This is a genomic window from Noviherbaspirillum massiliense JC206 (genome assembly GCF_000312045.1).
GTDB lineage: Bacteria > Pseudomonadota > Gammaproteobacteria > Burkholderiales > Burkholderiaceae_D > Noviherbaspirillum > Noviherbaspirillum massiliense.
In genome coordinates this window covers 735,925-760,696 of sequence record NZ_HE978634.1, presented here as the reverse complement: position 1 = coordinate 760,696, position 24,772 = coordinate 735,925, and the positions used below count along the sequence as shown (strand labels likewise).

The 24,772-nt window shown below is 63.3% G+C and carries 22 protein-coding genes; 8 read left to right on the top strand and 14 right to left on the bottom strand.

Features of this window, described 5'->3' with window-relative positions:
• The first annotated feature begins 2 nt into the window (after positions 1 to 2).
• A complete protein-coding gene (lon, locus tag HGHM_RS03840; RefSeq protein WP_019140189.1) occupies positions 3 to 2,426 on the top strand; it encodes an endopeptidase La in 2,424 nt (807 codons plus the stop codon).
• A 74-nt stretch (positions 2,427 to 2,500) separates the two neighbouring features.
• Positions 2,501 to 2,977 carry a YbhB/YbcL family Raf kinase inhibitor-like protein gene (locus HGHM_RS03835; RefSeq protein ID WP_019140188.1) on the top strand — a complete coding sequence of 159 codons (477 nt, stop codon included), beginning with the start codon at positions 2,501 to 2,503 and terminating at the stop codon, positions 2,975 to 2,977.
• A 196-nt stretch (positions 2,978 to 3,173) separates the two neighbouring features.
• Here HGHM_RS03835 and HGHM_RS20590 read toward each other — a convergent pair whose 3' ends face one another.
• Entirely contained in the window at positions 3,174 to 3,824 is a 651-nt protein-coding gene (locus tag HGHM_RS20590) for a CBS domain-containing protein (RefSeq protein WP_019140187.1), read from the bottom strand.
• Between the two features lie 69 nt (positions 3,825 to 3,893).
• Entirely contained in the window at positions 3,894 to 5,054 is a 1,161-nt protein-coding gene (locus HGHM_RS22155) for an SRPBCC family protein (RefSeq protein WP_019140186.1), read from the bottom strand.
• 203 nt (positions 5,055 to 5,257) lie between these two features.
• On the opposite strand from HGHM_RS22155, the gene HGHM_RS03820 reads away from it, so the two are divergent.
• Positions 5,258 to 5,455 (top strand): hypothetical protein, encoded by a 198-nt coding sequence (locus tag HGHM_RS03820; protein ID WP_019140185.1) that lies wholly within the window; start codon positions 5,258 to 5,260, stop codon positions 5,453 to 5,455.
• Positions 5,456 to 5,521: 66 nt separating this feature from the next.
• Here the strand turns inward: HGHM_RS03820 and HGHM_RS22150 are convergent, their stop codons facing one another.
• From HGHM_RS22150 to HGHM_RS20570, 3 genes are all read right to left on the bottom strand, one after another.
• A complete protein-coding gene (locus HGHM_RS22150) occupies positions 5,522 to 6,952 on the bottom strand; it encodes a DUF4142 domain-containing protein (RefSeq protein WP_019140184.1) in 1,431 nt (476 codons plus the stop codon).
• A gap of 409 nt (positions 6,953 to 7,361) precedes the next feature.
• Positions 7,362 to 7,949, bottom strand: a complete 588-nt coding sequence (locus tag HGHM_RS22145) for a hypothetical protein (RefSeq protein ID WP_019140183.1) — start codon at positions 7,947 to 7,949, stop codon at positions 7,362 to 7,364.
• A gap of 1 nt (position 7,950) precedes the next feature.
• Positions 7,951 to 8,202 carry a hypothetical protein gene (locus HGHM_RS20570; RefSeq protein ID WP_019140182.1) on the bottom strand — a complete coding sequence of 84 codons (252 nt, stop codon included), beginning with the start codon at positions 8,200 to 8,202 and terminating at the stop codon, positions 7,951 to 7,953.
• 319 nt (positions 8,203 to 8,521) lie between these two features.
• Between HGHM_RS20570 and HGHM_RS03800 the strand changes: the two genes are divergently transcribed.
• On the top strand, positions 8,522 to 8,848 hold the full coding sequence (locus HGHM_RS03800) for a hypothetical protein (protein WP_019140181.1): 327 nt from the start codon (positions 8,522 to 8,524) through the stop codon (positions 8,846 to 8,848).
• Here the strand turns inward: HGHM_RS03800 and HGHM_RS03795 are convergent.
• Positions 8,842 to 10,761: a hybrid sensor histidine kinase/response regulator gene (locus HGHM_RS03795; RefSeq protein WP_026075674.1), complete on the bottom strand. Its 1,920-nt coding sequence runs from the start codon at positions 10,759 to 10,761 to the stop codon at positions 8,842 to 8,844. The two genes, HGHM_RS03800 and HGHM_RS03795, sit on opposite strands and share 7 nt — an antisense overlap.
• A gap of 136 nt (positions 10,762 to 10,897) precedes the next feature.
• A complete protein-coding gene (locus HGHM_RS03790; protein WP_019140179.1) occupies positions 10,898 to 12,106 on the bottom strand; it encodes an alpha/beta fold hydrolase in 1,209 nt (402 codons plus the stop codon).
• Positions 12,107 to 12,429: 323 nt separating this feature from the next.
• On the opposite strand from HGHM_RS03790, the gene HGHM_RS03785 reads away from it, so the two are divergent.
• Positions 12,430 to 12,849 carry a hypothetical protein gene (locus HGHM_RS03785; RefSeq protein WP_019140178.1) on the top strand — a complete coding sequence of 140 codons (420 nt, stop codon included), beginning with the start codon at positions 12,430 to 12,432 and terminating at the stop codon, positions 12,847 to 12,849.
• Positions 12,850 to 12,928: 79 nt separating this feature from the next.
• Here the strand turns inward: HGHM_RS03785 and HGHM_RS03780 are convergent, their stop codons facing one another.
• Positions 12,929 to 13,681, bottom strand: a complete 753-nt coding sequence (locus HGHM_RS03780; RefSeq protein ID WP_245549152.1) for a metallophosphoesterase family protein — start codon at positions 13,679 to 13,681, stop codon at positions 12,929 to 12,931.
• Positions 13,682 to 13,828: 147 nt separating this feature from the next.
• On the opposite strand from HGHM_RS03780, the gene HGHM_RS03775 reads away from it, so the two are divergent.
• The 3 genes from HGHM_RS03775 to HGHM_RS23035 all read left to right on the top strand — a co-directional run bounded on the left by HGHM_RS03775 (position 13,829) and on the right by HGHM_RS23035 (position 16,201).
• Complete coding sequence (locus tag HGHM_RS03775; RefSeq protein ID WP_019140176.1) at positions 13,829 to 14,668, top strand: nucleotidyltransferase domain-containing protein; 840 nt, start codon at positions 13,829 to 13,831, stop codon at positions 14,666 to 14,668.
• Between the two features lie 39 nt (positions 14,669 to 14,707).
• Positions 14,708 to 15,637, top strand: coding sequence for an MYG1 family protein (locus HGHM_RS03770; RefSeq protein WP_019140175.1), 930 nt, complete (start codon positions 14,708 to 14,710; stop codon positions 15,635 to 15,637).
• Between the two features lie 147 nt (positions 15,638 to 15,784).
• Positions 15,785 to 16,201, top strand: coding sequence for a hypothetical protein (locus tag HGHM_RS23035; protein ID WP_148415347.1), 417 nt, complete (start codon positions 15,785 to 15,787; stop codon positions 16,199 to 16,201).
• Positions 16,202 to 16,322: 121 nt separating this feature from the next.
• Here HGHM_RS23035 and HGHM_RS03760 read toward each other — a convergent pair whose 3' ends face one another.
• The 6 genes from HGHM_RS03760 to HGHM_RS03735 all read right to left on the bottom strand — a co-directional run bounded on the left by HGHM_RS03760 (position 16,323) and on the right by HGHM_RS03735 (position 24,728).
• Positions 16,323 to 17,300, bottom strand: coding sequence for a lysylphosphatidylglycerol synthase domain-containing protein (locus HGHM_RS03760; protein ID WP_019140173.1), 978 nt, complete (start codon positions 17,298 to 17,300; stop codon positions 16,323 to 16,325).
• 35 nt (positions 17,301 to 17,335) lie between these two features.
• Positions 17,336 to 18,571 (bottom strand): cardiolipin synthase ClsB, encoded by a 1,236-nt coding sequence (gene clsB / locus HGHM_RS03755; RefSeq protein ID WP_019140172.1) that lies wholly within the window; start codon positions 18,569 to 18,571, stop codon positions 17,336 to 17,338.
• 246 nt (positions 18,572 to 18,817) lie between these two features.
• On the bottom strand, positions 18,818 to 20,164 hold the full coding sequence (locus HGHM_RS03750; protein WP_019140171.1) for a N,N-dimethylformamidase beta subunit family domain-containing protein: 1,347 nt from the start codon (positions 20,162 to 20,164) through the stop codon (positions 18,818 to 18,820).
• 12 nt (positions 20,165 to 20,176) lie between these two features.
• Positions 20,177 to 21,871 (bottom strand): carbamoyltransferase family protein, encoded by a 1,695-nt coding sequence (locus HGHM_RS03745; protein ID WP_019140170.1) that lies wholly within the window; start codon positions 21,869 to 21,871, stop codon positions 20,177 to 20,179.
• A 17-nt stretch (positions 21,872 to 21,888) separates the two neighbouring features.
• Positions 21,889 to 22,701, bottom strand: coding sequence for an MBL fold metallo-hydrolase (locus HGHM_RS20565; protein WP_148415343.1), 813 nt, complete (start codon positions 22,699 to 22,701; stop codon positions 21,889 to 21,891).
• Positions 22,702 to 22,847: 146 nt separating this feature from the next.
• The gene (locus HGHM_RS03735; RefSeq protein ID WP_019140168.1) at positions 22,848 to 24,728 is read right to left on the bottom strand and encodes a glycosyltransferase family 2 protein; all 1,881 of its coding nucleotides are present in this window, start codon (positions 24,726 to 24,728) and stop codon (positions 22,848 to 22,850) included.
• Positions 24,729 to 24,772: the final 44 nt, after the last annotated feature.

The window sequence follows — 24,772 nt, the reverse complement described above, 5'->3', positions numbered from 1 at the left end:
ACATGGACGAACAGGACCGACGCGACAATCCGCCACCTTCCGCAGACAATGCCGCCGTGATCGAAGCCACGCAACCGCGCAGCAGCCGCATTGCCCTGCCGCCCGATGCGCTGATCATCGTGCCGGTTCGCAACCTGGTGCTGTTTCCCGGGCTGGTGGTGCCGATCAATGTCGGCCGCGAAGCCACGATTGCAGGCGCGCAGGAAGCGGCGCGCAGCAGCCGCCAGGTCGGCGTGCTCCTGCAGCAGGATGTGTCGGCGGAGGCGCCACGTCCGGAACAACTGCACGAGATCGGCACCATGGCCAGCATCGTGCGCTATGTGACTGCGCAAGACAATGAACACTACATCGTCTGCCAGGGTCATCAGCGTTTTCGCATCATCGAATTCCTGGGCAGGTATCCCTTCTATGTGGCGCGCGTGCAGCCCCTGCCGGAAGCGGATGACAAGGCGCCCGAAGTCCAGGCGCTGCTGCTGCAGCTGAAACAGCGTTCGAATGAAATCCTGGAACTGCTGCCGCAGGTGCCGCGGGAGTTGCAGGGCGCGGCGCAGAACATCACTTCCGCATCCGCCTATGCGGATTTCGTCGCCGGCCTGATGGACCTCACTGCCGAAGAAAAGCAGGACGTGCTGGAAACCCTGGACCTGCGCAAGCGGCTCGAGAAGGTGCTGAACTTCCTCGTGCACCGGATCGAGGTCCTGCGCCTGTCGCAGAAGATCAACCAGGAAACCAAGGAGCGCATGGACGAGCGGCAGCGGGAATTCCTGCTGCGCGAACAGTTGAAGACGATCCAGAAGGAGCTGGGCGAAACCGAGGAAAACAATGCCGAGGTGGCGGACCTTGCCGAAGCCATCGCCAAGGCGAACATGCCGCCCGAGATCGAAGCGCATGCGAAAAAGGAACTGGGCCGCCTGCAGAAGATGCCGGAAGCGGCGGGTGAATATTCGATGCTGCGCACCTACCTCGAATGGCTGTCCGAACTGCCGTGGTCGACGATGACCGAGGACAGGATAGACCTGGCGGAAGCCTCCCGCATCCTGGATGAAGACCATTACGGCCTTGAAAAGGTCAAGCGCCGCATCATCGAATATCTCGCGGTGCGCAAGCTCAATCCCGATGGCAGGAGCCCCATCCTGTGCTTCGTTGGCCCGCCCGGCGTGGGCAAGACTTCGCTCGGGCAGAGCATCGCGCGCGCCACCGGGCGCAAGTTCGTGCGGGTGTCCATGGGCGGCGTGCACGATGAAGCCGAAATCCGCGGCCATCGCCGCACCTATATCGGCGCACTGCCCGGCAACATCATCCAGGGCATACGCAAGGCCGGCTCGCGCAACTGCGTGATGATGCTCGATGAAATCGACAAGCTCGGTGCCGGCGTGCACGGCGACCCTTCCGCCGCGCTGCTGGAAGTGCTCGACCCGGAACAGAATTCCACCTTCCGCGACAACTATCTCGCGGTGCCCTTCGACCTGTCGAAGGTGATGTTCATCTGCACCGCCAACATGCTCGATACCATACCCGGCCCCTTGCGCGACCGCATGGAAGTGATTTCCCTGCCCGGGTATACCGAACAGGAAAAGGCGCAGATCGCGCGCCGCTACCTGCTGAAGCGCCAGCGCGAAGCCAACGGCCTCAAGCCGGGGCAGTGCGAGATCAGTGACGCCGCGGTGCATGCCATCATCCAGGACTACACTCGCGAAGCCGGCGTGCGCAATCTCGAACGCGAGATCGGCGGCGTATTCCGCTCTGCCGCGGCGCGCATCGCATCCGGCCAGGCGCAGCAGCTGCGCATCGATGCCGCCGACCTGCCGGCCATCCTCGGCCCGAAGCGCTTCGAAAGCGAGCTGGCGATGCGTACCAGCCTGCCCGGCGTGGCAACGGGACTGGCGTGGACGCCGGTGGGCGGCGACATCCTGTTCATCGAAGCCAGCCGCACGCCGGGCGCGGGCCGCCTGATCCTGACCGGCCAGCTGGGCGACGTGATGCGGGAAAGCGCGCAGGCCGCGCTCACCCTAGTCAAGGCACGCTCCGCCTCGCTCGACATCGCGCCCGAGATCTTCGAGAAGAGCGACATCCACGTGCATGTGCCGGCCGGCGCAATTCCGAAGGATGGACCGAGCGCCGGCGTGGCGATGTTCATCGCGCTGGCCTCGCTGATGATGAACCGCCCGGTCCGCCACGACCGCGCCATGACCGGCGAGATCAGCCTGCGCGGACTGGTGCTGCCGGTAGGCGGCATCAAGGAAAAAGTGCTGGCCGCATTGCGCGCCGGGATCACCACCGTGATGCTGCCCGCCCGCAACCAGCGGGACCTCGAAGAGATCCCGGAAGATGCGCGGCGCCAGCTGCAGTTCGTGTGGCTGACCACGGTGGATGACGCGGTGCGCGAGGCGATCGGCGAAGCGGCCGCCGCGGAGCAGCCGGCATGACATGCGGCGCCTGTACCAGAACCATGCTCGCGACGGCAGCCATGCTGTGCGGGCTTGCAACAAGGAGCGATGCAATGGCGATGACCCTTACTTCATCCGCATTCCAGGCCAACGGCGGCATTCCCGCCATCCATACCTGCGAGGGCGTGGACCTCTCGCCGCCCCTGTCCTGGTCCGGCCTGCCGGATGGCACGAAGAGCCTGGCGCTGATCGTCACCGATCCCGATGCGCCCGATCCCGCCAAGCCGCAGCGCATCTGGACCCACTGGATGCTGTACAACATTCCGCCGAACGCAAGCGGCCTGCCGCAGGGCATGCATGCGAAGGACCTGCCGCCCGGCACCCATGAAGGCGTGAATGACTGGAAGCGGACGGGCTATGGCGGACCTTGTCCGCCGATCGGTCGCCATCGCTACTTCCACCGGCTGTATGCGCTGGATACCGTGCTGCCCGACCTCGGCAAGCCGGACAGGGCCGCGCTGGAAAAAGCAATCCAGGGCCATGTCATCGGACAGGCCGAACTTGTGGGGCTGTATCAGAAGAGCAAATGACCGGCAGGTGGAAGCCCTTACTCCTTTGAAGGCGAAGTAGGGTACGCCGCGCGCACCATGCCATCCCGCTACGTGTGACGCATCCTGCTTTCCTGCGCGTGCAAGCTGCCCTGGGGTGAATTCTAATCTGCCATGAGCGGCAGGGCGCGCAGTGCACCCTGTACTTCCGGTGCGCACGGCGCACCCTACTTCCTCACTACGGCCTCGGTCCCGTACGCGGGCCGGATGTGCCTGTCGTGCTTGCTGTTCCGCCGGAGGCCCCGCTCGCGCCGGCAGCATCGGTGCCGGCCGGGGTTCCGATCTCCGGAGCGCGGGTATCGCCTGCGTCTGCCGCCGAGCCCAGTCCTGTGCCGCCCGCTGCCGCCGCACCGGCAGCAGGACTGCCACCGCCGGTGCCGGCCGGCGAGCGGTCAGGCTCGGAAGGCGTGGAGATTTTTTCCATGGTGCGGTCCACGTCCTCGGGTCGACCCGACGCCTTTGTCACCACGTCGCCGAGCGACACGATGCCGATCAGCCGGTGGGCATCGTCATGCGACACCACCGGCACACGCCGGATCTGCGTGTCCGCCATCCGCTGCATCACATCATCCAGCGACTGGTCTTCGAAACACCAGCGCACGTCGCTGCTCATCACTTCATCCACATGGCAATCCTGCGGCGCCTTGCCGGCCGCCGTGCCGCGTATGGTGATGTCGCGGTCGGTGACCATGCCCACCAGGCGGTCGCCATCGCACACCGGCAGCGCCCCCACATTCATCTCATCCATCATCTGCGCCGCGCGCTGCAGGCTTTCCTGCGGCGACACGAACCTGACGTCGCGCGTCATCACTTGCGAAACCATCTGCATGGCTTACTCCTTCCAATCCAGGCATGCGCCTTCGCGCCGCCTGCCCGCCAATCGGGCCTCTTGCAAGGCTTACAGAGGGGGCACCGAGCGCTTGATCGACTTCTGCAATTCCTCGTCGCTCTTGGTGTCCGGCATCTCCTGCTGGGCTCCCTGCTGTTGCGTCTGCTGCTTCACCTGCTGTTGCTCCGCATCCTGGCTCATCCCCTGCTGCATCGCCTTTCCCACCGAATCCGAGGTCGGTATTTCTCCCTGGAGTTCGCCGCCGGTGTCCTGCGGCATCTGGCCCACGTGGCGCATGGCATCGGATTGCTGGTCGAGGTTCACTTCCTCTGCAACGGAGTAGCGGCCATCGCCGGCACCGCCGCGGGAGGATGCCCTGGAAAGCGAATTGTCGGACTGGGTCGACTTGCCCGCTTGCGGATTGCGCGATTCCGTCTCGACAGACTGCGGCGGATTCTGCCGAGGCGACACCGACCCTGCCGAATCATTCCGCAGCGCGGCAACGGTGCGGCGCACTTCCGGCATCGGCATGCCGGCACCTTCATCGTAAGACCAGATTTCCGTCCCGGCGGTATCGCTCGCTGCCGGTGCATGTTCGGAAGCCGCCTGCCCTCCTTGTGCGGATGGCGCGGCCTCCTGTGGCCGGTTCGCGCCCCGGCTCGTTCCCTCGGTACCGAGGCTTGCCACCTGGTCGACACCGATGCCGGCCGACTTGTCGCCCGACTGTCCGGTTCCGCGGGAAACGCCCAGGTCGGCGACCGGTCCGGTTTCCTGGCCGGCTTCGCTGCCGGTCGATGTGGATCTGGCTTGCGCGCCCTGCCCTTCGATGAAATCCTTCATGCGCGCCAGGTCCATCTTCAGGCGCAGCTGCATGTCTCGCTCGGTATTGCCGGCCATCGAGCCCGGCACCTGTTGCGGCTCGGCACGCAGGGTGAAGGTGACGAGCGAGGTGTCTCCATCCACCGGCTGCATCTCCACCTTGCCGGTATTGGTCGGGCCGCTGGTGTTGTGCCAGGCGATGCAGCGGCCGGGTTCCTGCTCGGTGATTTCCGCGTCCCATTCGACGCCGCGGTTGGCCATGATCGTCTTCCAGTGCAGGTGTCTGTCATCGATCTGCTGCACCGACTCGACTTCTTCCATGAACTGCGGATAGTCTTCGAAACGGGCAAGCCGGTCGTAGGCAACCTGCACCGGCACCCTGATCTGTATGGATTGCTGAATCATTGCCATGGTGAACCTCCTTGTGTTCCATGAACCGCGCAGGGCGGACGCGAGAGCGATTTGCATGACACTTCAGAACACAAGTTGACCCACAAGTTGCGGGAAGATTGCATCGCGCCTGCAAGGGCCGCGGCAGGCAGCGCCGGGACAGGTGCTGAACTGTTTGCACAATTCGCACTCTACCCAGACCCATGCTTACATGGAGAAAGAACATGGACGTAGAAGTCATTTACCGGCAACCCGACGGGACACAAACGATGCTCGGCATCCGCAAGCTGAATGACCTCCCGCCGATCGGCGGAGCCTTTCAGCTGGACCAGCGGCAATACGTGGCAAAGTCGTTTGGCGGGCCGGATGCCGAAGGCCGCTATGTGCTGTTCCTCGAAGACGACATCTCCGCAAGACACTGAAGCGGCACCGCGGCACAGGGACGTGCGCAGCAGGGAGAGGGCCGCAGCCCTCCCCGCCTGCCATGCTTACTGCGATTGCTGTGCAGCGGCGTTCAGGCGATTGCCGATCTGCTGGGCCGTGGTCAAGTGAGCCTGTATGACCGGCAGCTGCGCGGTCGCGAATGCCCGGATCTGCGCATCCTGCTCGCTCACGGACGCCGTCCTGAGAAGCCCGACATCCTGGGCGTGGACATCGATATTGCGGCTCATGTAGGCCCGGTCGAACGCCGCGCCGGACAACTGCGACAGGCGCACATAGGCAAGCGCATTCTCGGCCGAAGGCTCGTTCGGCAGTGCGATGCCTTTTTGTTGCGCGAGCTGCATGATCTGATTGTTCGCCGCCGTGTGGTCGTCGATCATCCTCTGCGCGAACTGGCGTACCTCGGCATCCGTGGCTTTTTGCAGCGCCAGCTTGGACAACAGGATTTCTCCCTTGCCGTCCTGGAAAGCCGCAAACAGCAGGCTCGGCTCCAGGACTGCATTGATCGTGACCGCTGTCTCCAGGTGCCTCTCGAGCACCGGCAGGACGGTGGCGGCAAAAGCCTTGATCTCCGGGTCCGTTCCGCTGTTTGCCTGCGTGATCGCCTGGAACACGTCCACGCCGTGCACGATCACGTTGTGATTCATGTACGCCGTGTCGAAATCCGCGCCGGACATGCCTGACAAGTCGTCAAGGACGGACTGGTGTTCCGCGCCGGTGGCGCTTGGCAGGCTGACGTCCTTGGCCTGGGCGAGCTGCGCGATCTGGCTGTTCGCCGCCGTATGCTCTTCGATCATCCTCTGCGCGAACGCACGCACAGCTGCATTGCTGCTCTTCTGCAGCGCCAGGTTCCCCAGAAGGGTCTCCGCCCTGCCATCCTGGAAGGCATTCGTGAGGAAAGCGGAGGGCGCGACCTTGCCGTTGATCGCTTTCGCCGCCAGCAGGTGTACTTGCAGCGCGGGCAGGATATTGCCGGCCAGCGTACGCACATCGGCGTCTGTCGCAGAAAGCGCCTGCTGCCTGAACAGGGTCACATCCTTGTCGTGCACCGTGACGTTGTGGTCCATGTAGGTCCGGTCGAAGATCGTGCCGGACAGGCCGGACAGGCGGTCGAGCGCGGCCTGGTCCTCGGCTGAAGTGGTCGTCGGCAGCGTGATGCCCTTGGCCTGGGCCAGCTGTCTGATTTCATTGTTGGCCTGGGTATGGTCATCGATCATCCTCTGCGCGAATGCCTTCACGTCTGCGTCCGAAGCTTTTTGCAGGGCAAGCCTGGAGAGGGCGATCTCGCCGGCCCCGTCCTGGAATGCGCTGGCGAGAAAACTGCTGCTTTGCGCCGCAGTGGAAGAAGAGGATGAGGATGGAGTGGATGAAGCGTTCCCGGTCTGGGCAACCGTCGCGTTGCCCTGGAAACTGTCCGCACCGCCTCCATCGCCCTGGCCGCCACAACCGGCCAGAACGGCCATGAAAGAGATCGTCATTACTTTTTTCATCTTGGGACTCCGATCAAGGTCCGCTCAGGCCATGCAAGCGCGCGCACCCGGCATTGCACGGCAAGCAGACCTTGAGATGTCCTCTGCAGCCGCGAGAAAAGCGCATGTTCCGGAACGAACCCGTTGATTTGCCGGATGGCTGAGAGGCACGGTTCCGGAGCCGCGTTCCGGGGGTGGAGGGACGGACTTTTGACATTCCTCAAAATCCGGAGGAATGGGGCTCTTGTATTGCCTTTGGCACAATGCCGCTTTTCGCGGCGCAAGCAGCCGTCCGCGGCCCGGTATGGCGTGGGGAGAGTGCCTCGGGCAATGTGGCCGATGCGTTGCACAAGACATGGCACGCCCGCAGGTCTTCAGGACAATGCGGGCGCAGATGCGCCGATGCCGCCTGCGCGTCTCACGCGGTCCAGAGGGACCTGGAGCGCACGCGGTCTTCGGAGAGGGCCGGATGGATGTTTGCCTGCTGCAGGAAGCGATGCTCGGTCGTCGGGTCCTGCAGGTGCAGCATCTGTGCCGCCATCACGTCATACACCGGCACATCGCCTGCGGGATGGGCGCACAAGCGATGCTTGACCCTGCCATCCGGATGCAGGACATCGATGTTGGCGAACATGGCGACCCGGATCCGGTAATGGGTGCCGCTGCTGCCGCCAATGACATGGAACTGGCCGGACCTGCGGAATTCCTCGCGCTGCTCCTGGCTCATCAACCTGACGAGGAGGCCGAGCGCCCGCCGCCGCGCCTGGCGGTTGGTGCGCATCTCCTCATACATGGTCAGCCGGTTGTTGCGCTGGGCTTCGAGCATCTGTTCCCGGGCCAGCTCGTAGAGCCGGTGCAGGCGGCTGCTTCCGGCTGGCGTGCCCGCCCCGGCACCATTACGCCCGGGCGTGGCATTGCCGCCAGTGTCGGAGTCGGAAGAAGCCGGCGCGCGTCCGCCGGCGAGGAAGCGGCAGATCGCGCGCCAGGCTCCGTTCAGGGCGGGCACGTCAGCCCCCGACCGTCCTTGGCACCATGACCACTTCTTCCATGGTCGGATCGAATTCCTTGACCGTGTGCTTGGCTTCCGTCTTGGTCTTTGAACCGAAGGCGGAATATCCCTGCTTGACCAGGGTGTCGAAGGTTTCCTTCGCCGCCGCTATCTCCTCCAGCTTGTCCATGTTCCACGTCAACTGCTTGTGGCCCGACCTATCCATGATGCTCATTTCGCCGACTAGTGATTCGGGTGCTTTGTCCATCATCTACTCCTTGCCAACTGGCGATTGCAGAACTCCCTGATCGCTACTCCTATGGTTGTTGTCGCATGCCAAAGCACATCCCGGGCGGCAAGTGCCATGCGTCTGGGCCAATCGCATGCCGTATCCGGTGTGTCGCTTCACGCCGCGCTCTTATGTTCTCTAGTGACAGCATCGGTTCGAACAAGATCGGCTTTCCGCTTAAGAATTTGTGATCTATGTCAAGGTCGAGCTTTGCCTCTTGTCGGCGTCCCGCCGAACCAAAGCGGGAGGGAACTCCGTGCCGGGGAACAGAACTCAATCATGTCCACTATAGAAGGGGATCATGATGCAAGCAAGCCAAGTGAAGGAATATTTCCCCAGTGTCAAACGACGCATCGATGAGGCTGCGCAGCTCTGCCAGATCACCGCCGAGGTGCCGGACAATGTGCGTGATCGCGTGGGAGAACTGGACCGGGAAGCGAATGAGGCGGTGCGGGTCTTCGAACAGGAAGCGAACGACAACCGGATCCGGCAATGCCTGGATCGGCTGGACAAGCTCGGCGACCGGGTGGTACACGCATGCGCCTCGGTGAAAGTCGACGATCAGGTGGAAAATGCCGTGCGCCAGGCGCACGATGCGATTTCAAATCTGAAACACCGCCTTCACTGACGCAGCGTTTTCATGATTTCCGACATGCGGTAAGGCTTCTTGACGAAGGAAAATTCGCGCAGCCCGGATTTTGCGCTGCCCACCGCCGGGGCGGGATAGCCCGAGGCCAGGATGACCCGGATGCCGGGCACGAGCTTGCGCGCTTCCTGCCCGAGCACGATGCCATCCATGCCGGGCATCACGACATCGGTGAACAGCACATCGATGTCTGGCGTGCGCTTCAGTATCTCGATGGCATCCATGCCATTGTTGGCCGACAGGACTTCATATCCCATGTTGCGGAACAGCTCGATCGCCATGTCGAGCACATCGGCCTGGTCATCGACGATCAGTGCCTTGTCGCCGCTGCTGGGCGACGCCTGAGGGGGGACGGCATCCTCATCCCCTCCGGCGATGGCCGGCAGGTACAGGGTTACCGACGTGCCTTCCCCGACCGCGCTCTCGATCACCATCTCGCCGCCGGACTGGTGCACGAAGCCGTACACCTGGCTCAGGCCCATGCCGGTGCCCTTGCCCGGTTCCTTGGTGGTGAAAAAAGGTTCGATCGCCCGGCCGGCAACGTCGGCAGGCATCCCGGTACCGGTATCCCGGACCGTTACCCTGACATACCGCCCGGCGGAAACATTGGGGACCTGGTGCTCGTCGAGATAGACGTTTTCCGTGATGATGGACAGGGTGCCGCCTTCCGGCATCGCGTCGCGCGAATTGGTGACAAGGTTCAGCAGCGCGGCTTCGAACTGGGTGGCGTCGACCATGACGGGAGCGAGATCCGAGGCGGCGCGCAGGTCGAAGGTCGTCAGGTCATTGCAGGCGCGCCGCAGCACTGCCTCGAAGGCGCTGATCACCTGGTTCAGGTTGTGCTTTTCCTGGCGTACCGGCTGGCGGCGCGCAAAGGTCAGCAATTGCTGGGTCAGGTTGGCACCGCGCGTCGCGGCGCGCTGCATGCTGTCGATGATCTTCATGCAGGCCGGGCTGTGCACTTCCCGGGACAGCAGTTCCATTCCGCTCACGATCACCGCGAGCAGGTTGTTGAAGTCGTGTGCGATGCCGCCGGTCAGCTTGCCGAGCGCCTCCAGCTTTTGCGACTGGACCAGCGCCTCCCTGGCGCTTTCGAGGGCTTCTGCAGCTTCCTTGCGCTCGGTGATGTCGCGCGTGACCTTGGCAAAGCCGATCAGCTCGCCCTTGTTGCTATAGATCGGGTCGATCACCACATGCGCCCAGAACCGCGTGCCATCCTTGCGCACGCGCCAGCCTTCCTGTTCGAAACGCCCTTCCCGTACGGCGATATCGAGGACTTTCTTCGGCAATCCCGCGGCGCGATCTTCCTCGGTATAAAAGCGCGAGAAATGGGAGCCGACGATTTCATCTTGGGTATAACCCTTGATCCGTTGGGCGCCGGCATTCCAGTTCCGGACTTCGCCGGTCGGCGTGAGCATGAAGATCGCATAATCGGTCACACCCTGGACCAGCAGCTGGAACCGCTCCTCACTTTCCATCAGCGCTTCCTGCGTCTGCTTGCGCTCGGTGAAATCACGCGTGATCTTGGCAAAGCCGATCAGTCGGCCTTCATCGTCACGAACCGGATCGATCACCACGTGCGCCCAGAACCGGCTGCCATCCTTGCGCACGCGCCAGCCTTCCCCTTCGAACTTCCCCTGCTCGAGCGCAGTCCCCAGCGTTCTCGCCGGAACGCCGGCGGCCCTGTCCTCTTCGGTGTAGAAACGCGAGAAATGCTGGCCGATGATTTCATCCGTCGTATAACCCTTGATACGTTGCGCGCCCGTATTCCAGGTGCTGATATTGCCTTCCGGCGTCAGCATGAAAATCGCGTAATCGGTAATGCTGGCGAGGAGCAGACGCAGCTGTTCGCTGTCGCTCATTCTCGAAACATGGGTGTGGGATAGTTTGTCCATGCAATACCTAAAGGAAATCTTTGGAACAGGCAATAAAGCTTTAGGGGGGACAAAGGATTGTACACCTATATGACAAACGGAAAGTTACGGATCGAAGCATGCGGCCTGGCTCCTGCGCGCTGCGCAGGCTTCCCTGTCAACTATGCTGCCCCTGAAAACGGCTAGGTATGGCGCGGCCAGCAGTGCGGTCCTTGCCTCTGCGCATCGCTCCTGCAGTCATGAGCCAGTCGAAGATCGCCGGCCAGAGCCTGGCATGCGCCCTGCTCCCGACCAGTGCGCCGACATGCTGGATGCCGACCCCGATGTCGCCTTCATAGCGCAGCACTTTCTTTGCCGTGCTGGCGGCGGCATCATGGAAGGGCAGTATCGATTGCGGCGGAATGATGGTGCTGCGCGGGTCGATCACATTGAGCAGTGGTGCCCGCAGATCGCGCGGTCCGATCGGCCGGCTTCCCAGGAGCAGATTGCCTTTCATCAGTCGGTCATCCCGGTACAGCCATTCAAGGATTTCGGCGAAGAGCCTGCCGGGCAAGGGAAATTCATCGCAGGCCCAGCGTTCGACCCGCATGTGGGTGGCAAGCGCATCGGGATGGGCCGCGGACAGCCACCAGTCGATGCAGCGCTGCCACTGGAATGCATGCGGCGCGGCTGCCGTGCTGACAAAGCTGAGAAAGGAGCCGGGCACCGTGCCGAATGCGTGTGCCACCAGCGATGCATCGGCCGTGGCTGCCACCAGCGGCGCAAAATCCCCCGCCTCGGGGCCGAAATGCAATGGCGTTTCCAGCAGCAGCAAGGCACGCACCCTCTGCGGATACAGGCATGCAAACAGCGTAGCCAGCACGCCGCCCAGCGAATGGCCGGCGAGGATGACTTCCCCTTCTCCGCTATCGGCCGCGATCGCATCGAAGCACAGCTTGAGCAGGCGGTCGCCGTAGTCGGCCAGGCCGACATCCGCTTTGGCGCATGGCGTCCATTCCACCAGATAGACGCGCATGCCTTGTGCGAGACAACGGCGCACGACACTGACTTCCGGCGCGAGGTCCCAGATGTAGGGCCGCTTGATCGGGGCCGGGACGATGAAAAGCACGGGTCCTTCAGCGGAAGCCTCGCCATATTGGCGCAGGCGCACCCCGGCTTCGGCATGCACGCTGCGCCATGGCGTTTCCTCGGGCCCGAAGCCTGCAGCATCGAGCAGCGCGCCCTGGCGCTGCCGGACCTTGTCCATGCGTGCGAACAGCATTCTTGCGGGGTGGACGCTGTCCGGTTGCAGCATGTTCATCCTCTCGTTGTCTTCGAAGCCTTCGACCACGCAAGCGCGGCGAAGGATGGCTTGCCGATCGCGCATGACTTGCGGCGGGGCTGATTGGATTCGACAGGCGCGGCAGGGTTCTCGATCCGAAGCGCGTTCCTGCGGACGCGCATGAACGAAGCCGGCCTTGCCATTTCTGCATGTGTGTGCACGCATGGGTGCCGAAGCAGTTGGGTTGTTACAACAAAGCGTTTTTTGTTACAGCAATTTTTTGTTGTTGTTCGTTAATATGGGCTCGCACTTTACCAAGTTGCACATCAGCAGCCCTGTCCTCAGCACGCATGGCTGCTTCTTATGAAACACAGCGCGAATCGCATGGAATATTTCATCGAGGGCGCAACAATCAAGGGAGAGATCTAATGAAAAAGTGCTTATCCATCCTGGCACTTCTCGGCACCGGCCTGGCGTTCGCGCTTCCCCAGGCATCGGCGGAAACTGCCGCATCGCATCACAAGCCGGTGAAGAAAGTGGCAAAGAAGGCCGAGCAGGCGGACCAGATCGATGTCAAAGGCCTTTCCCGCGTCGATTACAAATGCGACCTCGGCAACCAGATCACCGTCTACGAGCATCCGAACGACAACAAGCGCATCGGATTGCGCTGGAACAAGAAGCTGCATGAACTGACGCGCGTGGACACGACCACCGGCGCCAACCGCTTCGAAGACAAGAAGAGCGGCCTGGTATGGATCGGCATCCCTGCCAAGAGCATGCTGCTCGATGCGAAGAAAGGCCGCCCGCTTGCCAACGAGTGCAAGAATCCTCAGCAGATGAAGGCTTGAACGGCTGACCCGTTTTCTTCCTGCGACGGCTGCGGCAACCCCGCAGCCGTTTTTGTTTCATGGCCCGCCTCAGCCCTCCTCAGCCAGTTTCGGGCACGGACTTCGGCACCTCGATGATCCGAAATGGCGGGCGTTCGGGATAAGTCCGCTGCAGCAGCGGCTTGGCGACGTTGTACACCGGGATGTTGTTCGCCGTCCTTCCTTCCGGAGAGCCGCGGTGCGCATGACCGTGCAGTACCGCACTCACCGGATAGCGCAGCAAGGGATCTTCAAGCCGGCTGGTGCCGAGGAAGGAAAATATTTCCACCGGCTCGCCCTGCACCGTCGCCTCGATCGGCGAATAATGCATGAGCGCAATGCGTTCGCTGGTGCGCAGCTTGGCCAATGCCGATTCCAGCTTGAGCGCTTCCTGTATCGCTTCATTGACGAACTGCTTGATCGTCTTCTCGCCCCAGGCACCGAGCGTGCGCCGGCCGAAACCGCCGGCAAATCCCTTCACGCCGGCAATGCCCACGCCATGGATTTCGCAAGCCTCGCCATCGAGCACCCGCACGCCGGCTTCATGCAAAATGCGGCACACATCTTCCTCCCGCCCCGATTCATAATCATGGTTGCCAAGCACTGCCACCACCGGCACCCGGGCGGCCGACAATTCTTCCACCAGCACTTCCGTTTCCTCGGGCAAGCCGTAATCGGTCAGGTCGCCACACAACAGGAGTGCATCCGCCATCTGGGCCGCTTGCGCAAACAAGCCGCGCAGGCTTCCTCCCGATTCCTTCGTGCAATGAATATCACCAACGGCTGCGAAGCGGACGTTTTCTTGGGGCGACACGATGTGCTCCTTTCTGGATTTCGAAACTGTGGAATCTATGCATTCTTGTGCTGCATGCGAGCAAGACGCGTTCCTGCTCCCATACAGACCATCAATCCGTGGCATAAGTTTTGCTGTTCTTCATGTCATTTCCTTCGGAAGCCAGACATGCCAGATACCATCCTGACGTCGCCAGCCGACGGCGCGCTCGACGCCGACACCATTGCCTTCTACCAGAAGATCCTGCACATCCTGAACGACGCCGGCCTGCCCTATCTCGTGGGCGGCGCCTATGCCTTCAACCGGTATACCGGGATCAACCGCAATACCAAGGATCTCGACATCTTCATCCGCCGCAGCGACTTCGAAGGCATCAGTGAAGCGATGCGGCGCGCCGGTTACGAAACCGAGCTGACCTTTCCGCACTGGCTCGGCAAGATCCATGCGCACGATACCTACATCGACCTGATCTTCAGTTCGGGAAACGGCATCGCCGAAGTGGACGATGCCTGGTTCGAATACGCCCCTGCTACGGAAGTGCTGGGCGTGCAAACGAAAATCAGTCCGGCAGAGGAAATGATCTGGTCCAAGGCCTTCGTCATGGAGCGCGAACGCTTTGATGGCGCCGATGTCATGCACCTGATCCAGGCGCTCGGCGACCGGCTCGACTGGCGACGGCTCCTGGCACGCTTCGGCGAGCACTGGCGGGTGCTGCTGAGCCACCTGACGCTGTTCGGCTTCATCTATCCCTCCGATCGCGACCGGGTGCCGGCATGGCTGATGGATGAACTGATCGAACGACTGAAGCAGGAAACCCATGCGCCGCCGCCCCGGGACAGCCTTTGCCTAGGCACCCTGCTGTCGCGCGAGCAGTACCTCAACGACATCGAGCGGCAGGGGCTGGAAGACGGCCGCCTGATCCCGATCGGGAACATGACGGAGCAGGACACGGCGCACTGGACCGCGGCGATTCCGGACGAGCGCAAAGGCGACGGCGCAAGCCAGTAGAATGGCGGGTCCGCCTTCCATTCAACATTTGCCAGCGCCATGATCATCGCCACCCATTCAGGAAAATTCCATGCCGACGACGTGTGGGCAGTCGCGGTCCTCGACATCGTCTTTCCCGGCTGCGAACTGGTGCGCAGCCGCGACCCCGAGATCATCGCCGCTTCGGATTTCGCCGTCGACGTGGGCGGCATCTGGGATCCGCAGGCGGGACGCTTCGACCATCATCAGAAAGGCTTCGACGGCGCGCGCCTGTCGGGCGTGACCTATGCCAGCGCCGGGCTGGTGTGGAAGGAACATGGGGCGCGCTGCGTGAAGCGCATCGCAGAGATGCATGCCGGCTACGAGATCACCGAGGAACAGGCGCGCGAGATCGCCTATGCGATCGATGGCGACCTGGTGCAATACCTGGACATGGCGGACAACGGCGCGGCGCGCAACGCGCCCGGCGGCTATGGCTTGTCGGCGGTGATCTCCGGCTTCAACCCGACCTGGATCGATGAGCAGGCGGCAGGCGCCGCGGCCGAAGACCTACGGCTGCAGCAGTTCCGGCGCGCGATGGCCTTCATGGCGGACATCATCGTCAATGCCGTCAGGTACCGGGTCGGCGGATTGCTCGCGGTGCAACAGGTGAAGCAGTCGACGCTGCTGGAAGACGGACGGGTGCTGTTCCTGGAAAACGGCGCCCTGCCTTGGGCAACGCTGGTGCGCAACCAGATGCCGAAGGTATTGTTCGTCATTGGCCGCAACGCCGCCGAGCAGCGCTACACGCTCCACGCGGTCCCGGCAAACCCGGAGACCTTCGAGGCACGCAAGGATTTGCCGGCGGCGTGGGCGGGATTGCGGGAAGCGGATCTGGCGGCCGTGACCGGCGTGCCGGATGCGGTGTTCTGCCACAACAAGCGCTTCATCGCCGCGGCACGGTCGTACGAGGGAATCAGGGAAATGGCGCGGCTGGCGCTGGAAGAGTGACGGCTTTGCTGACGCCGTGGCTGCCGGCCGCGGAGTGGACTCTAGAGAGGGTGACGGACCATTCAGCGAGCCGCCTTCCACGGCGTGCTCTCCGGGGCGGATGCATTCCTTCCGCAGTCGCATTCATACCACTCGTGCTTGTCCCAGATGTCAGGATTGAAGTCGCCCGAGGACGCGCCGGAAGAGGCCGGAGGCGCAACAACTGTTGCCTGTGTGCCAGTGGCCGTGCCGGAAGCAGAGGTCGTGCCGGTGCTTGCGCCTGAAGTTTGTGTTGCATCCCCTTCCAGCGGAGAGCCGCCGCATGCGCTCAGAATGACAGCGGCGCAAGCGGATGCCAGCAAGGATGTCAGGGTTCTGTTCGTAGTCGAGGTGTGCTTCAAAAATTTCATCTTTCCAAATTGCTTCGCAACAATAAGTGGCATAGTCCATTCTGAGAATTCCGCATGGAAAAGGTTCCCACCGGGAACGCCAAATTCGCTCAAAGCAATGAAAGATGCGGCGATCTGCGCGCAAAAGTGCAAGGGATGCAATCAAGCGGCGCAAAGCCTTGACAGGAAGGATTGAGGTTTTTGCAGGATGGGCTGGTGCAGCGTGCACAAAGCCGAAAGGGAAAGAACGTAGGGTGGCACCGCGATGGCATGGCGTGCGACGCACCATGCCTCCCTATGACGTATTGAAATTCGTTCTAGTCCCCTGGGGAGCCAGGGGATGCACGTCTTGCACGTGCTTCCACCAGCAGGTACAGCAGCGTCGCCAGCGCCAGCGGCGCGAGGTAATAGATGGCGCGATATGTGAGCAGCGCCGCCAGCAACTGATTTTCCGGCAGTTGCCGGGACAGCAGCGCGAGGAACACCGCTTCGAGCACGCCGAGGCCGGCCGGGACATGGGTGATGACGCCGGCAATCGCGGCTACCAGCATGACCCCGAGCACCACAGGAAAGGCAATCTCCTGCTCCAGCAGCATGAAGATCACGCCTGCTATCAGCAGCCAGTTGGTCGAGGACATCGCCAGCTGCAGCAAGGCCAGCCGCAGTGAAGGCAGGCTCAATTCATGCCTCCGGATGCTCCAGCTGCGCCGCCGCGACAGCGCGCACAGCAATACATAGGCGATCGCAGCGGCGAGCAGTACCGCGCCCAGTACCTGCAGGCCCATGGCATCGAGCTTCCAGCCAGCGGGCAAGGGAATCGGCCGCCAGACGAAGACAAGCCCCGCCAGCAGCAGATAGCCCAGCCAGTTGGTCAGCATGCTCATCGCGACCACCCGGGTCACCGTTTCGGCATCCAGGCCCAGCCGCGAATAGAGCCGGTAGCGGAAAGCCACGCCGCCGATCAGCGATCCGAGGTTGAGGTTGAAGGCATAGCTGATGAAGTTGACCCTGACCACCTGTTGCCAGCGCAGCGGATGGCCGGTGACATGGCGGCCAATCAGGTCGAAGCAGCTGTACAGGGCGTAGCTTGCGGCTGCCAGCGCACTCGCTGCAAGCAGGCCCGGCAGCGGATACCCGCGCATGGCGGCGAACACTTCCTCCCACTGCACCGAGCGCGCCTGGGTGATCAGCAGACTGGCGACCAGCACGAAGAACGCCAGGCTGGCCAGCCGCCTGGCCCATGGCCACCACGGCCGCGCGGCAATGCCACGCCTGAGGGCAGGCTTGCCCCTCATCGCAGGCAGCGCACCTCTGGAATCCGGCGTCTCGCTCATGAACCGGCCGTCCGGTTCACGCGATCCGCGCCCTCGGGAAGCGCAGGCGGCGGCACCGAGGTCAGGCGCGGCCCATGGGCAGGCAGCCAGCCGGCCCAGGTCGGGAAGCGGCGCAGGAAGTGGAACAGGAAGAAGCTGCGCACCAGTCGCCACAAGCTCGATTCGCGCAGGTCGGCGGCTTCGACCTTCCTGCAACTGTGCTTGATAAGGCCTTCGAGATTGTCCGCGAGCTGCTGGTTGAACCCGCGGTCGAGGATGAACACATTCGCTTCCAGGTTGAGCGAAAGGCTGAGCGGGTCGAGGTTGCTCGAACCCACCGTTGCCCAGTCTTCGTCGACCACGGCAACCTTGCCATGCAGCGGACGCTCGAGGTATTCATAGATATGTATGTTGGCGCGCAGCAGATGGTGGTACAGCATCGCGGCAGCCGTCTGGACGATGGGCAGGTCTGGGTTGCCCTGCAGGATCAGGGACACTTCCACGCCGCGCCGCGCCGCCTTGCGCAACTCCTTGAGGAAGCGGTAGCCCGGGAAGAAGTAGGCATTGGCAATCATCACCCGCCTGCGCGCGAGACGGATCGCCAGCCGGTAGTGGCGCTCGATGTCGTTGGTGTGGCGCCGGTTGTCGCGCCAGACGAACAGCGCGCGCGCATCGCCCGCCCGGGGCAATGCCGCAGGGACGGGCCTGGTGCGGCGCCAGTGCGGCCAGCGCCAGCCCGGCTTGCCTTTCTCGATTGCGGTGCGCATGAAATCCCGGATGCAGGCAACGATCGGCCCTTCGGCTTCCACCGCATAATCCTGCTTGGCTTCCGGGCCGAAATCCGCCAGGTGATCGGCCGAATAATTGATGCCGCCAATGAAAGCGATCACGCCATCCACAGCCACCAGCTTGCGGTGCAGCCGTCGGAACCAGTTCAGGCGCTGGCCGAACAGCTTGGTCGCGGGGTCGAAGATATGCACCCGCACCCCGGCAGTAGTGAGCGTGGCAATGAATTCCTCCGACAGGTCGGGCGAGCCGAAGCCGTCGATGGTGATATCGACTTGCGCGCCGCGCTGCGCCGCTGCCACCAGCGCAGCCTGCAATTGCAGGCCCACCTTGTCCTCGTAGAGGATGAAGGTTTCGAGCAGCACTTCATGCCGGGCAGCGGCAATGACCTCGAACACCCGCGGGTAGAATGCCTCGCCATTTTCGAGGAGCGTGAACTTGTTTCCGTCAGTCCATTGGCGCGCCATGATTCACTTGTCCTCGTGAGCCGTGCTGCCGGCCATAAGCCGCGACCAAGGCTCCGAATGCATAGGCGCGGAAGAAAAATCAATCATGAGTTGGCTGGATGACAGGCTGTTCACCCAAGTATCCCGCAGTGGCCATTTTCCGCGTTGCATTCGATCAATAAGAGCCCGACTTCGGCAAGTCGCAGCATCATCAGGCTAGATCCGAAATGCATGCATTGGTTCTTGCGAGCATGGAAAGAGCAATCCTCAGCACAGCAAGCGCTCGATCACGTTGCGCGTGATGATATCGACCCGCCTGTCCTGCCCCAGCACCTGTGCCCAGTCGGTGGTGCCCGCCGTGAACACCGTACCTCCATGCGAATACATGCCCATGGTTGCAGAATGAATACCTGCGTCGGCTGCATGCCTTTCGCGCGGCGGGCGCTCCTGCCAGCCTCCATCGAGCAGGCCGGCAGCCAGGATACGGAATCCGGGCGGCGTGCCTGTGTCCTGTGCGTCGGGCGCCAGGACCGCGATGCCGCTTTCACTGTCGAAGCTTGCCAGCGGCGCGCCATCGCATTCATAACCCACCAGCGGCGGCGCACTGTCCTGTCCGAAGGCTTCGCCGCGACGCAGGCCGGTACCTGCGAATGCCCAGTGCTCCGCATCCTGCACGATGAAGCCGGCGGTGCTGCGCGGCCCATCCCACCAGCCGCCGCCATGGCGGTAGCTGACGCCGGTCAGACTGTCCTCCGGCCGGTTTGCCCCGGTGGGCGGCCACCAGTGGTCATGCGCACCCTGCGGGCCGCCCTGATGGCAGACCATGGCCCTGCCCTCGTCGACCACATGGATGCGCCACCAGCAGAGATTCGCACCGAAGAAGGCGGCATTGCCGCCGCCTGCGACGAATGCTTCCACCCGGTCGCGCATGGCTTCGCTCCAGTATTCGTCATGCCCGACGCTGAGCAGCAGGCGATGGCGATCGCAGAGTGCGCTGTCTTCATGAAGATCGGAGTCGGTGCAGAACTCGGGCGCGAAACCTTCGCGCAGCAGCCAGCGGATGAAGCGCGCATCCCAGTGGGCGAAGGTCTGGCGCGGCGAGTTCAGGTCGTAGTAGTCCAGCGCGCCCCAGGTCTGGCCGCCGATGCCGCCGCCCGGGCGTTGCAGCGATACCCTGGCACCGGGCGGCGTCAGGGAGCGCGGCGGATTCACATAGAAGCAGCCGCCGCCGCTGCAGTTGTAGGCGTGGTAGGTGGCGAGCGGGATCTTGTAGAGCAGGCGGCTTTGCCCTGCGCCACGCACCACGAACAGGATGGCAGCGCTCTCCATCGCCGCGCCCAGCACTGCAGCCTCCGGCTCGATCAGGTGCGCGACATACACGGCGGAAGGCCAGTCCTGCGGAATCGTGAATGCATAGGCCGGCCACTGCCAGTCTTCCGCCGCACCGCGCGGCGCTGCATATTTGCCGCTCAGCCAGCCGCTTTCCTGCATGCGGATGAAGCCCTCGCCCCAGCGATGGAAAGCCACGCGAAAGCGCGGCGCATCGGTGGAGACGTGCAGCACGAGGCGCTCGCCGGGCGCAACGCTGGCGCGTGCGGGATAGCCCTGGATCATGGCTGCGCCGCGTCAGGAAACCGGCTCCGGCTCCACCCGCTTGCGCACCAGGTAAGGCGGCATCGCGAGCGCGTGCATCGGCGTGCGGCGGAAGGATGCGAGCGCCTCGGACGGGGTTTCCACAATCGGCTCTTCCTTGCGGTTGAAGGAGGTGTTCAGCAGCACGGGCACGCCGGTGCGCGCTTCGAAGGCTTGCAGCAGCGCGCGCAGGAAGGGATCGTCCTGTTCGCCGACCGTCTGCAGGCGCGCAGTGCAATCGACATGGGTCACTGCCGGAATGAGATGCGCCGCCTGCGGCCGCACCGGTGCGGCAAACTGCATGAAGGGCGAGGGGCGGCGGATGTCGAAGAATTCCTCCGCGCGTTCGAGCAGCACTACCGGCGCCAGCGGGCGGAACCATTCGCGCTCCTTGACCCTGGCGTTGATCCAGTCGCGCACATGGGCATGCCGCGGGTCGCCGAGGATGCTGCGATGCCCGAGTGCGCGCGGTCCGAATTCGCTGCGCCCATGGTACAGGCCGACCACCCTGGTGGCACACAGCAGATCCACCATGCGCGCTCGCAGATGTTCCGGCTGACCGATGCACTCGACGATCAGGTCGTCGGCATCGCGCAGTACCGCCTCTATGTCGGCGGAATCCGGTTCCGGTCCGAGATAATCGTTATCCCAGCGATAGTCGCAGGGGTCGCCCAGCAACTCGGTCAGGCCGTACACTGCGCAGCCGAGCGAAGTGCCGGCATCGCTCGGCGCCGGCGGGATGAACACGCGGCGGAACGGCGTCTCGCGCAGCAGGCGGTCATTGGTGGAACAATTGAGCCCGGTGCCGCCGGCGAAGCATAAATCGTCCGCGCCGGTCTGGCGGTGCAGCCAGCGCGCGACTTCGAGCACCGCTTCCTCGAAGGCATGCTGGCCGGCGGCCGCGAGATTGGCGATATCGGCAAAGCGCGACTGGTCGCCACCGGCATCGCCACTGCTATAGCGGAAACGGTTGCGCTCGCGCAGGATCTCGCGCCAGCGCGCCGGAATCGTGACCTCGGCACCGTTGACTTCGAGCGGCGGCAAGCCAAGCGCATGCGGGTCGCCGTGCGGTGCCAGGCCCATGACCTTGCCTTCATTGCCTTCCCCCGGAAACACCGCCTGGGTCAGCAGGAAGTAGAACATGCCGAGGCCGACCAGGCGCTGCTCGTCGCGGTTCCACAGCTGTTTGCCCATGCATGCGATGCGCTCGCGGCTGGCACGATAGAAGGACGACACTTCGCGCCAGTCGCCTGGCACGCCGGAAGCGCCCTCCCATTGCTCGGTGAATTCGGAAGCCGGACTGCCCTGCCCGTCGATGATCATCACGGCCGCTTCATCAAAGGGCGACGGATGGAACACGCTGTAAACATGGGACAGGTGATGCGAGATGCGCGCGCGCTTGCAGCCGGGCGCGAGAGTCAGGCACTCGGCCAGTTCCTCTTCATAGGCAGCGAGATTGCCGATCTCGTCATCCGATGAATAGCATTCGACCAGCGCATCGAGCGGCTGGCGCAGCGCCGCCAGGCGCGGCAGATAGATCTTGCGGAAATCGTCGACCCGGCCCCAGTGGTGCTTCCGCCGCGTCAGGCGTTCCTTCTGGATCGCGAACAGCACGCGCGAGCCCTGCATCAGGCACAGGCTCGCATCCTGGGTGCGGTTCACGCCCAGCACAATCGGTGCATCGCTCATTGTTGTCTCCTTTATTGTTAATGCAAGGTTTGCCAGCGATAGCTGCCGCCGTCTCGCTGCAGGCGTCCCAGCCCGGGCGCCAGCGCGTGCGGACAGACCAGCAGCGCATCACGTTCCAATGCCAAGCTGAAAAGCCGGGCGCGGGTCTGCGGTGTAAGCGCGGGATGGGTATCGAAGGCGCTCACCCATTCCGGGTGCGCAAAGTGCAGCGGGTGGTGGCATACATCGCCGAGAAACAGCACGCTCTGTCCCTGCGACTCGATCAGCACGCTGGCATGGCCGGGCGTGTGGCCCGGCGTGGGCAGCAGCAAAATGCCGGGCGCGAGTTGTGTCTGCCCGTCGAACAGGACGAGCAGTCCAAGCTCTTCCAGCGGAACGATCTGTTCATCGAACTCCTGAACATGGCCCGGCCCGCCGAACCAGTCGTGGTCGGCACGCGCGAGGTGATAGCGGGCATGCGGGAAGGTCGGGATGCGTTTTCCACTCTGCAGCAGGGTGTTGCGCTTGATGTGGTCGCCGTGGGCATGCGTGAGGATGACGATGCCGACCTGTTCGCGCCGGTAGCCGGCACGCTCCAGTTCTTCCAGCAGGTGACCGGTCCGGCCGTCGTGCGTGTCCTCGCCGTAACCGGTGTCGATGACGATCACCTCCCGCCCCGTATCGACCAGGCCGTAATTGTGACCAACGGGAATCTTGCCTTGCGCATCCGTTTCGAGCTGCGTGCGCCAGACGGCTTCCGGCACGTTGTGAAAAAAGAGCGCTGCCGGAAAGGGAAAGCAGCCGTCGTCGAGGACCGCAAGCTGGATCTGGCCGACAGGGAATTTGCGCATGCCTCGCTCCGCAATCGCACCGGCTCCGGCATTAAACAGCGGCAAGCGGCGGCAGGCGGCGCAGGATCGTCAGGCAAATTTGGAGACTGGCTTGCGGTGATTAGTTCGGGGGCGGCCGAAAATGGCAATGCTGGAGGAAAACCCGGTCAGCTCCGGCGCCGCGGCTTCACCACTGGCTGCACCGATTTATCCTTGCTGGAATCAATGACGCTGCGAAAGAAGGCGACCAGCTCCGGCACATGATGGTCGAAGGTGAACAATTGCCGCTGACGCCAGACCTGCTCGCGCACGGCCTGCACTTGCCCGCGGTCGCGCAGCCTCGCGCCGAGCTCTTCGATGCTTTCAAAAAAAATGCTGATGCCGAGTTGGCGCGCCAGGGCCTGGGTGGCGACGATCGCACCTGCATTTTCCTGCTGGATCATCGGCAGACCGGCTGCGGCAAGCGTGGCCATGCGCGCGGGGTAGTTGAGGTCGTCCCAGTTGGCGCGGCGGATTTCGCCGCCGTTCTCGCTGGCAAAGAAATGCAGCCAGCCGGCATCGTAGCGGGAAAATTCTTCCACCCAGCGCGACTGGTCGACGTTTGCATGCAGGTGCAGGTGGTCGGGTGCCAGCCTCCGTGTCTTGTCTATCCACTCCCGCCATTGCCCATGAGTGAAGTCGCCATAGAAATGCAGGTGAATGTCCTGTGCCGCCAGTTCAGCCACGGTGTGCGGATGCAGGCCGATCGGCCGTCCCGGCACCACGGTGTGAATGCCGCCGTCGGAGGCCGACAGCAGTTCGCCGCGCGGCCGCTCGAACCAGTCGCGCTTGGGCAGGTCGCCATCCAGCACATGAGTGGGCTTGGACTGCGACAGGCCGGGGATCACGGTATCAAACCAGTCGCGCATTTCCGGACTGGTAAAGATCTGGCCATCGCAATACTGGTAGAGCTCGATCAGTTGCCGCCAGCTTCCCTTCTCCAGGCAGATGAAAGGCCCTTCCTTGAAATGCCAGACGAAGGGAACGCCGGTGGTGGCCATCAGGACTTCATGCGCGAACGGCACTGCCTGCCAGTTGAGCAGCGCATAGATGATGTCCGGCTGGATGCGCTTGACCGCTTCACGCCAATTGTCCTGCGGCAGGTCTTCCACATGGCCGAAGGGCAAGGGGCCGATGCTGTTGTACCAGTAGGGATCGCTCATCCACAGGCCGTAGAGCTTGTGCCCCTGCTCTTCCAGCGCCAGCACGCGGTCGGCGTTGTAAGCGAGTTCGCCGACCAGCAGGATCTTGAGCCCGTCCTGTGCAGGCAGCGTGTCCGGCCGCTCGCGCATCGGTCGGTATTGCGCGGCTTCATCGATGTCGTTGCCGACCGTAGTATGGAAGTGCAGCGGCACCCTGACCCGGTAATGACGGCGGAAGGGATTGATGCCGCCGACCGGTTCCTGCATCAGCTTGTGCCGCTGCAAGGGATGGTCCACCCATTCGCAGCTGACGCGGCCGCTCTCGATGAAGGCACCGAGCTCTTGCAGCTTCGCCCAGTACAGCCGCTCGAGGTCGTCCGATTCCAGCTCCGCGCGCTCGGTCCAGCGCAGATGCGTGGTCCGGTGCATGCACTGCACCAGCTGCAGGGGAAACCCGGGTATCTGCCCGGTGGTCTGGCGGCTGTAGTGATGGCGCACGCCCGAGCACGCGAGCACCGCATTGCTCTGGCCGTCGAGGCTGGCCTTGAGGCTTGCGAGATGGTCGCGGTAATAGACGTCGTCGCTCGGAAGGTAAGCGATCAGCGGCGCACTTGCCCGCGCCAGGCCTTCGTTCAGGGCATGGCCGAGGCCGGTGTTGTCGCCGAGCTTGACATGGCGGATGCGCGGGTCCGAGAGATAGGGCAATACCGCCTGCGCCGTGCCGTCGCGGGAGCCGTCGTCGATGATGATGGCTTCCCAGTCCGCCAGGCTTTGCGCCAGCAGGCTGTCGAGCGCGCGCCGGATGAAGTGCGCCTGCTCGTAGGTCGGCATCAGGACGCTGATCGAGGGTGAGCTTGCCTGCGGCATGGCCTTAGGCCTTCACTGCGCTGATGCATTCCGCAGCTTCGGTC

Bases quoted from the DNA above. Each gene is read 5' to 3' on its own strand.
- HGHM_RS20590 (WP_019140187.1), bottom strand. From the start codon at position 3,824: ATGCAGATGGTTTCGCAAGTGATGACGCGCGACGTCAGGTTCGTGTCG.
- HGHM_RS20570 (WP_019140182.1), bottom strand. From the start codon at position 8,202: ATGATGGACAAAGCACCCGAATCACTAGTCGGCGAAATGAGCATCATG.
- HGHM_RS20565 (WP_148415343.1), bottom strand. From the start codon at position 22,701: ATGCGCAAATTCCCTGTCGGCCAGATCCAGCTTGCGGTCCTCGACGAC.
- HGHM_RS03735 (WP_019140168.1), bottom strand. From the start codon at position 24,728: ATGCCGCAGGCAAGCTCACCCTCGATCAGCGTCCTGATGCCGACCTAC.
- HGHM_RS03750 (WP_019140171.1), bottom strand. From the start codon at position 20,164: ATGATCCAGGGCTATCCCGCACGCGCCAGCGTTGCGCCCGGCGAGCGC.
- HGHM_RS03820 (WP_019140185.1), top strand. From the start codon at position 5,258: ATGGACGTAGAAGTCATTTACCGGCAACCCGACGGGACACAAACGATG.
- HGHM_RS22155 (WP_019140186.1), bottom strand. From the start codon at position 5,054: ATGGCAATGATTCAGCAATCCATACAGATCAGGGTGCCGGTGCAGGTT.
- HGHM_RS23035 (WP_148415347.1), top strand. From the start codon at position 15,785: ATGTCAGGATTGAAGTCGCCCGAGGACGCGCCGGAAGAGGCCGGAGGC.
- HGHM_RS03760 (WP_019140173.1), bottom strand. From the start codon at position 17,300: ATGAGGGGCAAGCCTGCCCTCAGGCGTGGCATTGCCGCGCGGCCGTGG.
- HGHM_RS03790 (WP_019140179.1), bottom strand. From the start codon at position 12,106: ATGCGCGATCGGCAAGCCATCCTTCGCCGCGCTTGCGTGGTCGAAGGC.
- HGHM_RS03775 (WP_019140176.1), top strand. From the start codon at position 13,829: ATGCCAGATACCATCCTGACGTCGCCAGCCGACGGCGCGCTCGACGCC.
- HGHM_RS03770 (WP_019140175.1), top strand. From the start codon at position 14,708: ATGATCATCGCCACCCATTCAGGAAAATTCCATGCCGACGACGTGTGG.
- clsB (WP_019140172.1), bottom strand. From the start codon at position 18,571: ATGGCGCGCCAATGGACTGACGGAAACAAGTTCACGCTCCTCGAAAAT.
- lon (WP_019140189.1), top strand. From the start codon at position 3: ATGGACGAACAGGACCGACGCGACAATCCGCCACCTTCCGCAGACAAT.
- HGHM_RS03800 (WP_019140181.1), top strand. From the start codon at position 8,522: ATGATGCAAGCAAGCCAAGTGAAGGAATATTTCCCCAGTGTCAAACGA.
- HGHM_RS03835 (WP_019140188.1), top strand. From the start codon at position 2,501: ATGGCGATGACCCTTACTTCATCCGCATTCCAGGCCAACGGCGGCATT.
- HGHM_RS22150 (WP_019140184.1), bottom strand. From the start codon at position 6,952: ATGACGATCTCTTTCATGGCCGTTCTGGCCGGTTGTGGCGGCCAGGGC.
- HGHM_RS03745 (WP_019140170.1), bottom strand. From the start codon at position 21,871: ATGAGCGATGCACCGATTGTGCTGGGCGTGAACCGCACCCAGGATGCG.
- HGHM_RS03785 (WP_019140178.1), top strand. From the start codon at position 12,430: ATGAAAAAGTGCTTATCCATCCTGGCACTTCTCGGCACCGGCCTGGCG.
- HGHM_RS03795 (WP_026075674.1), bottom strand. From the start codon at position 10,761: ATGGACAAACTATCCCACACCCATGTTTCGAGAATGAGCGACAGCGAA.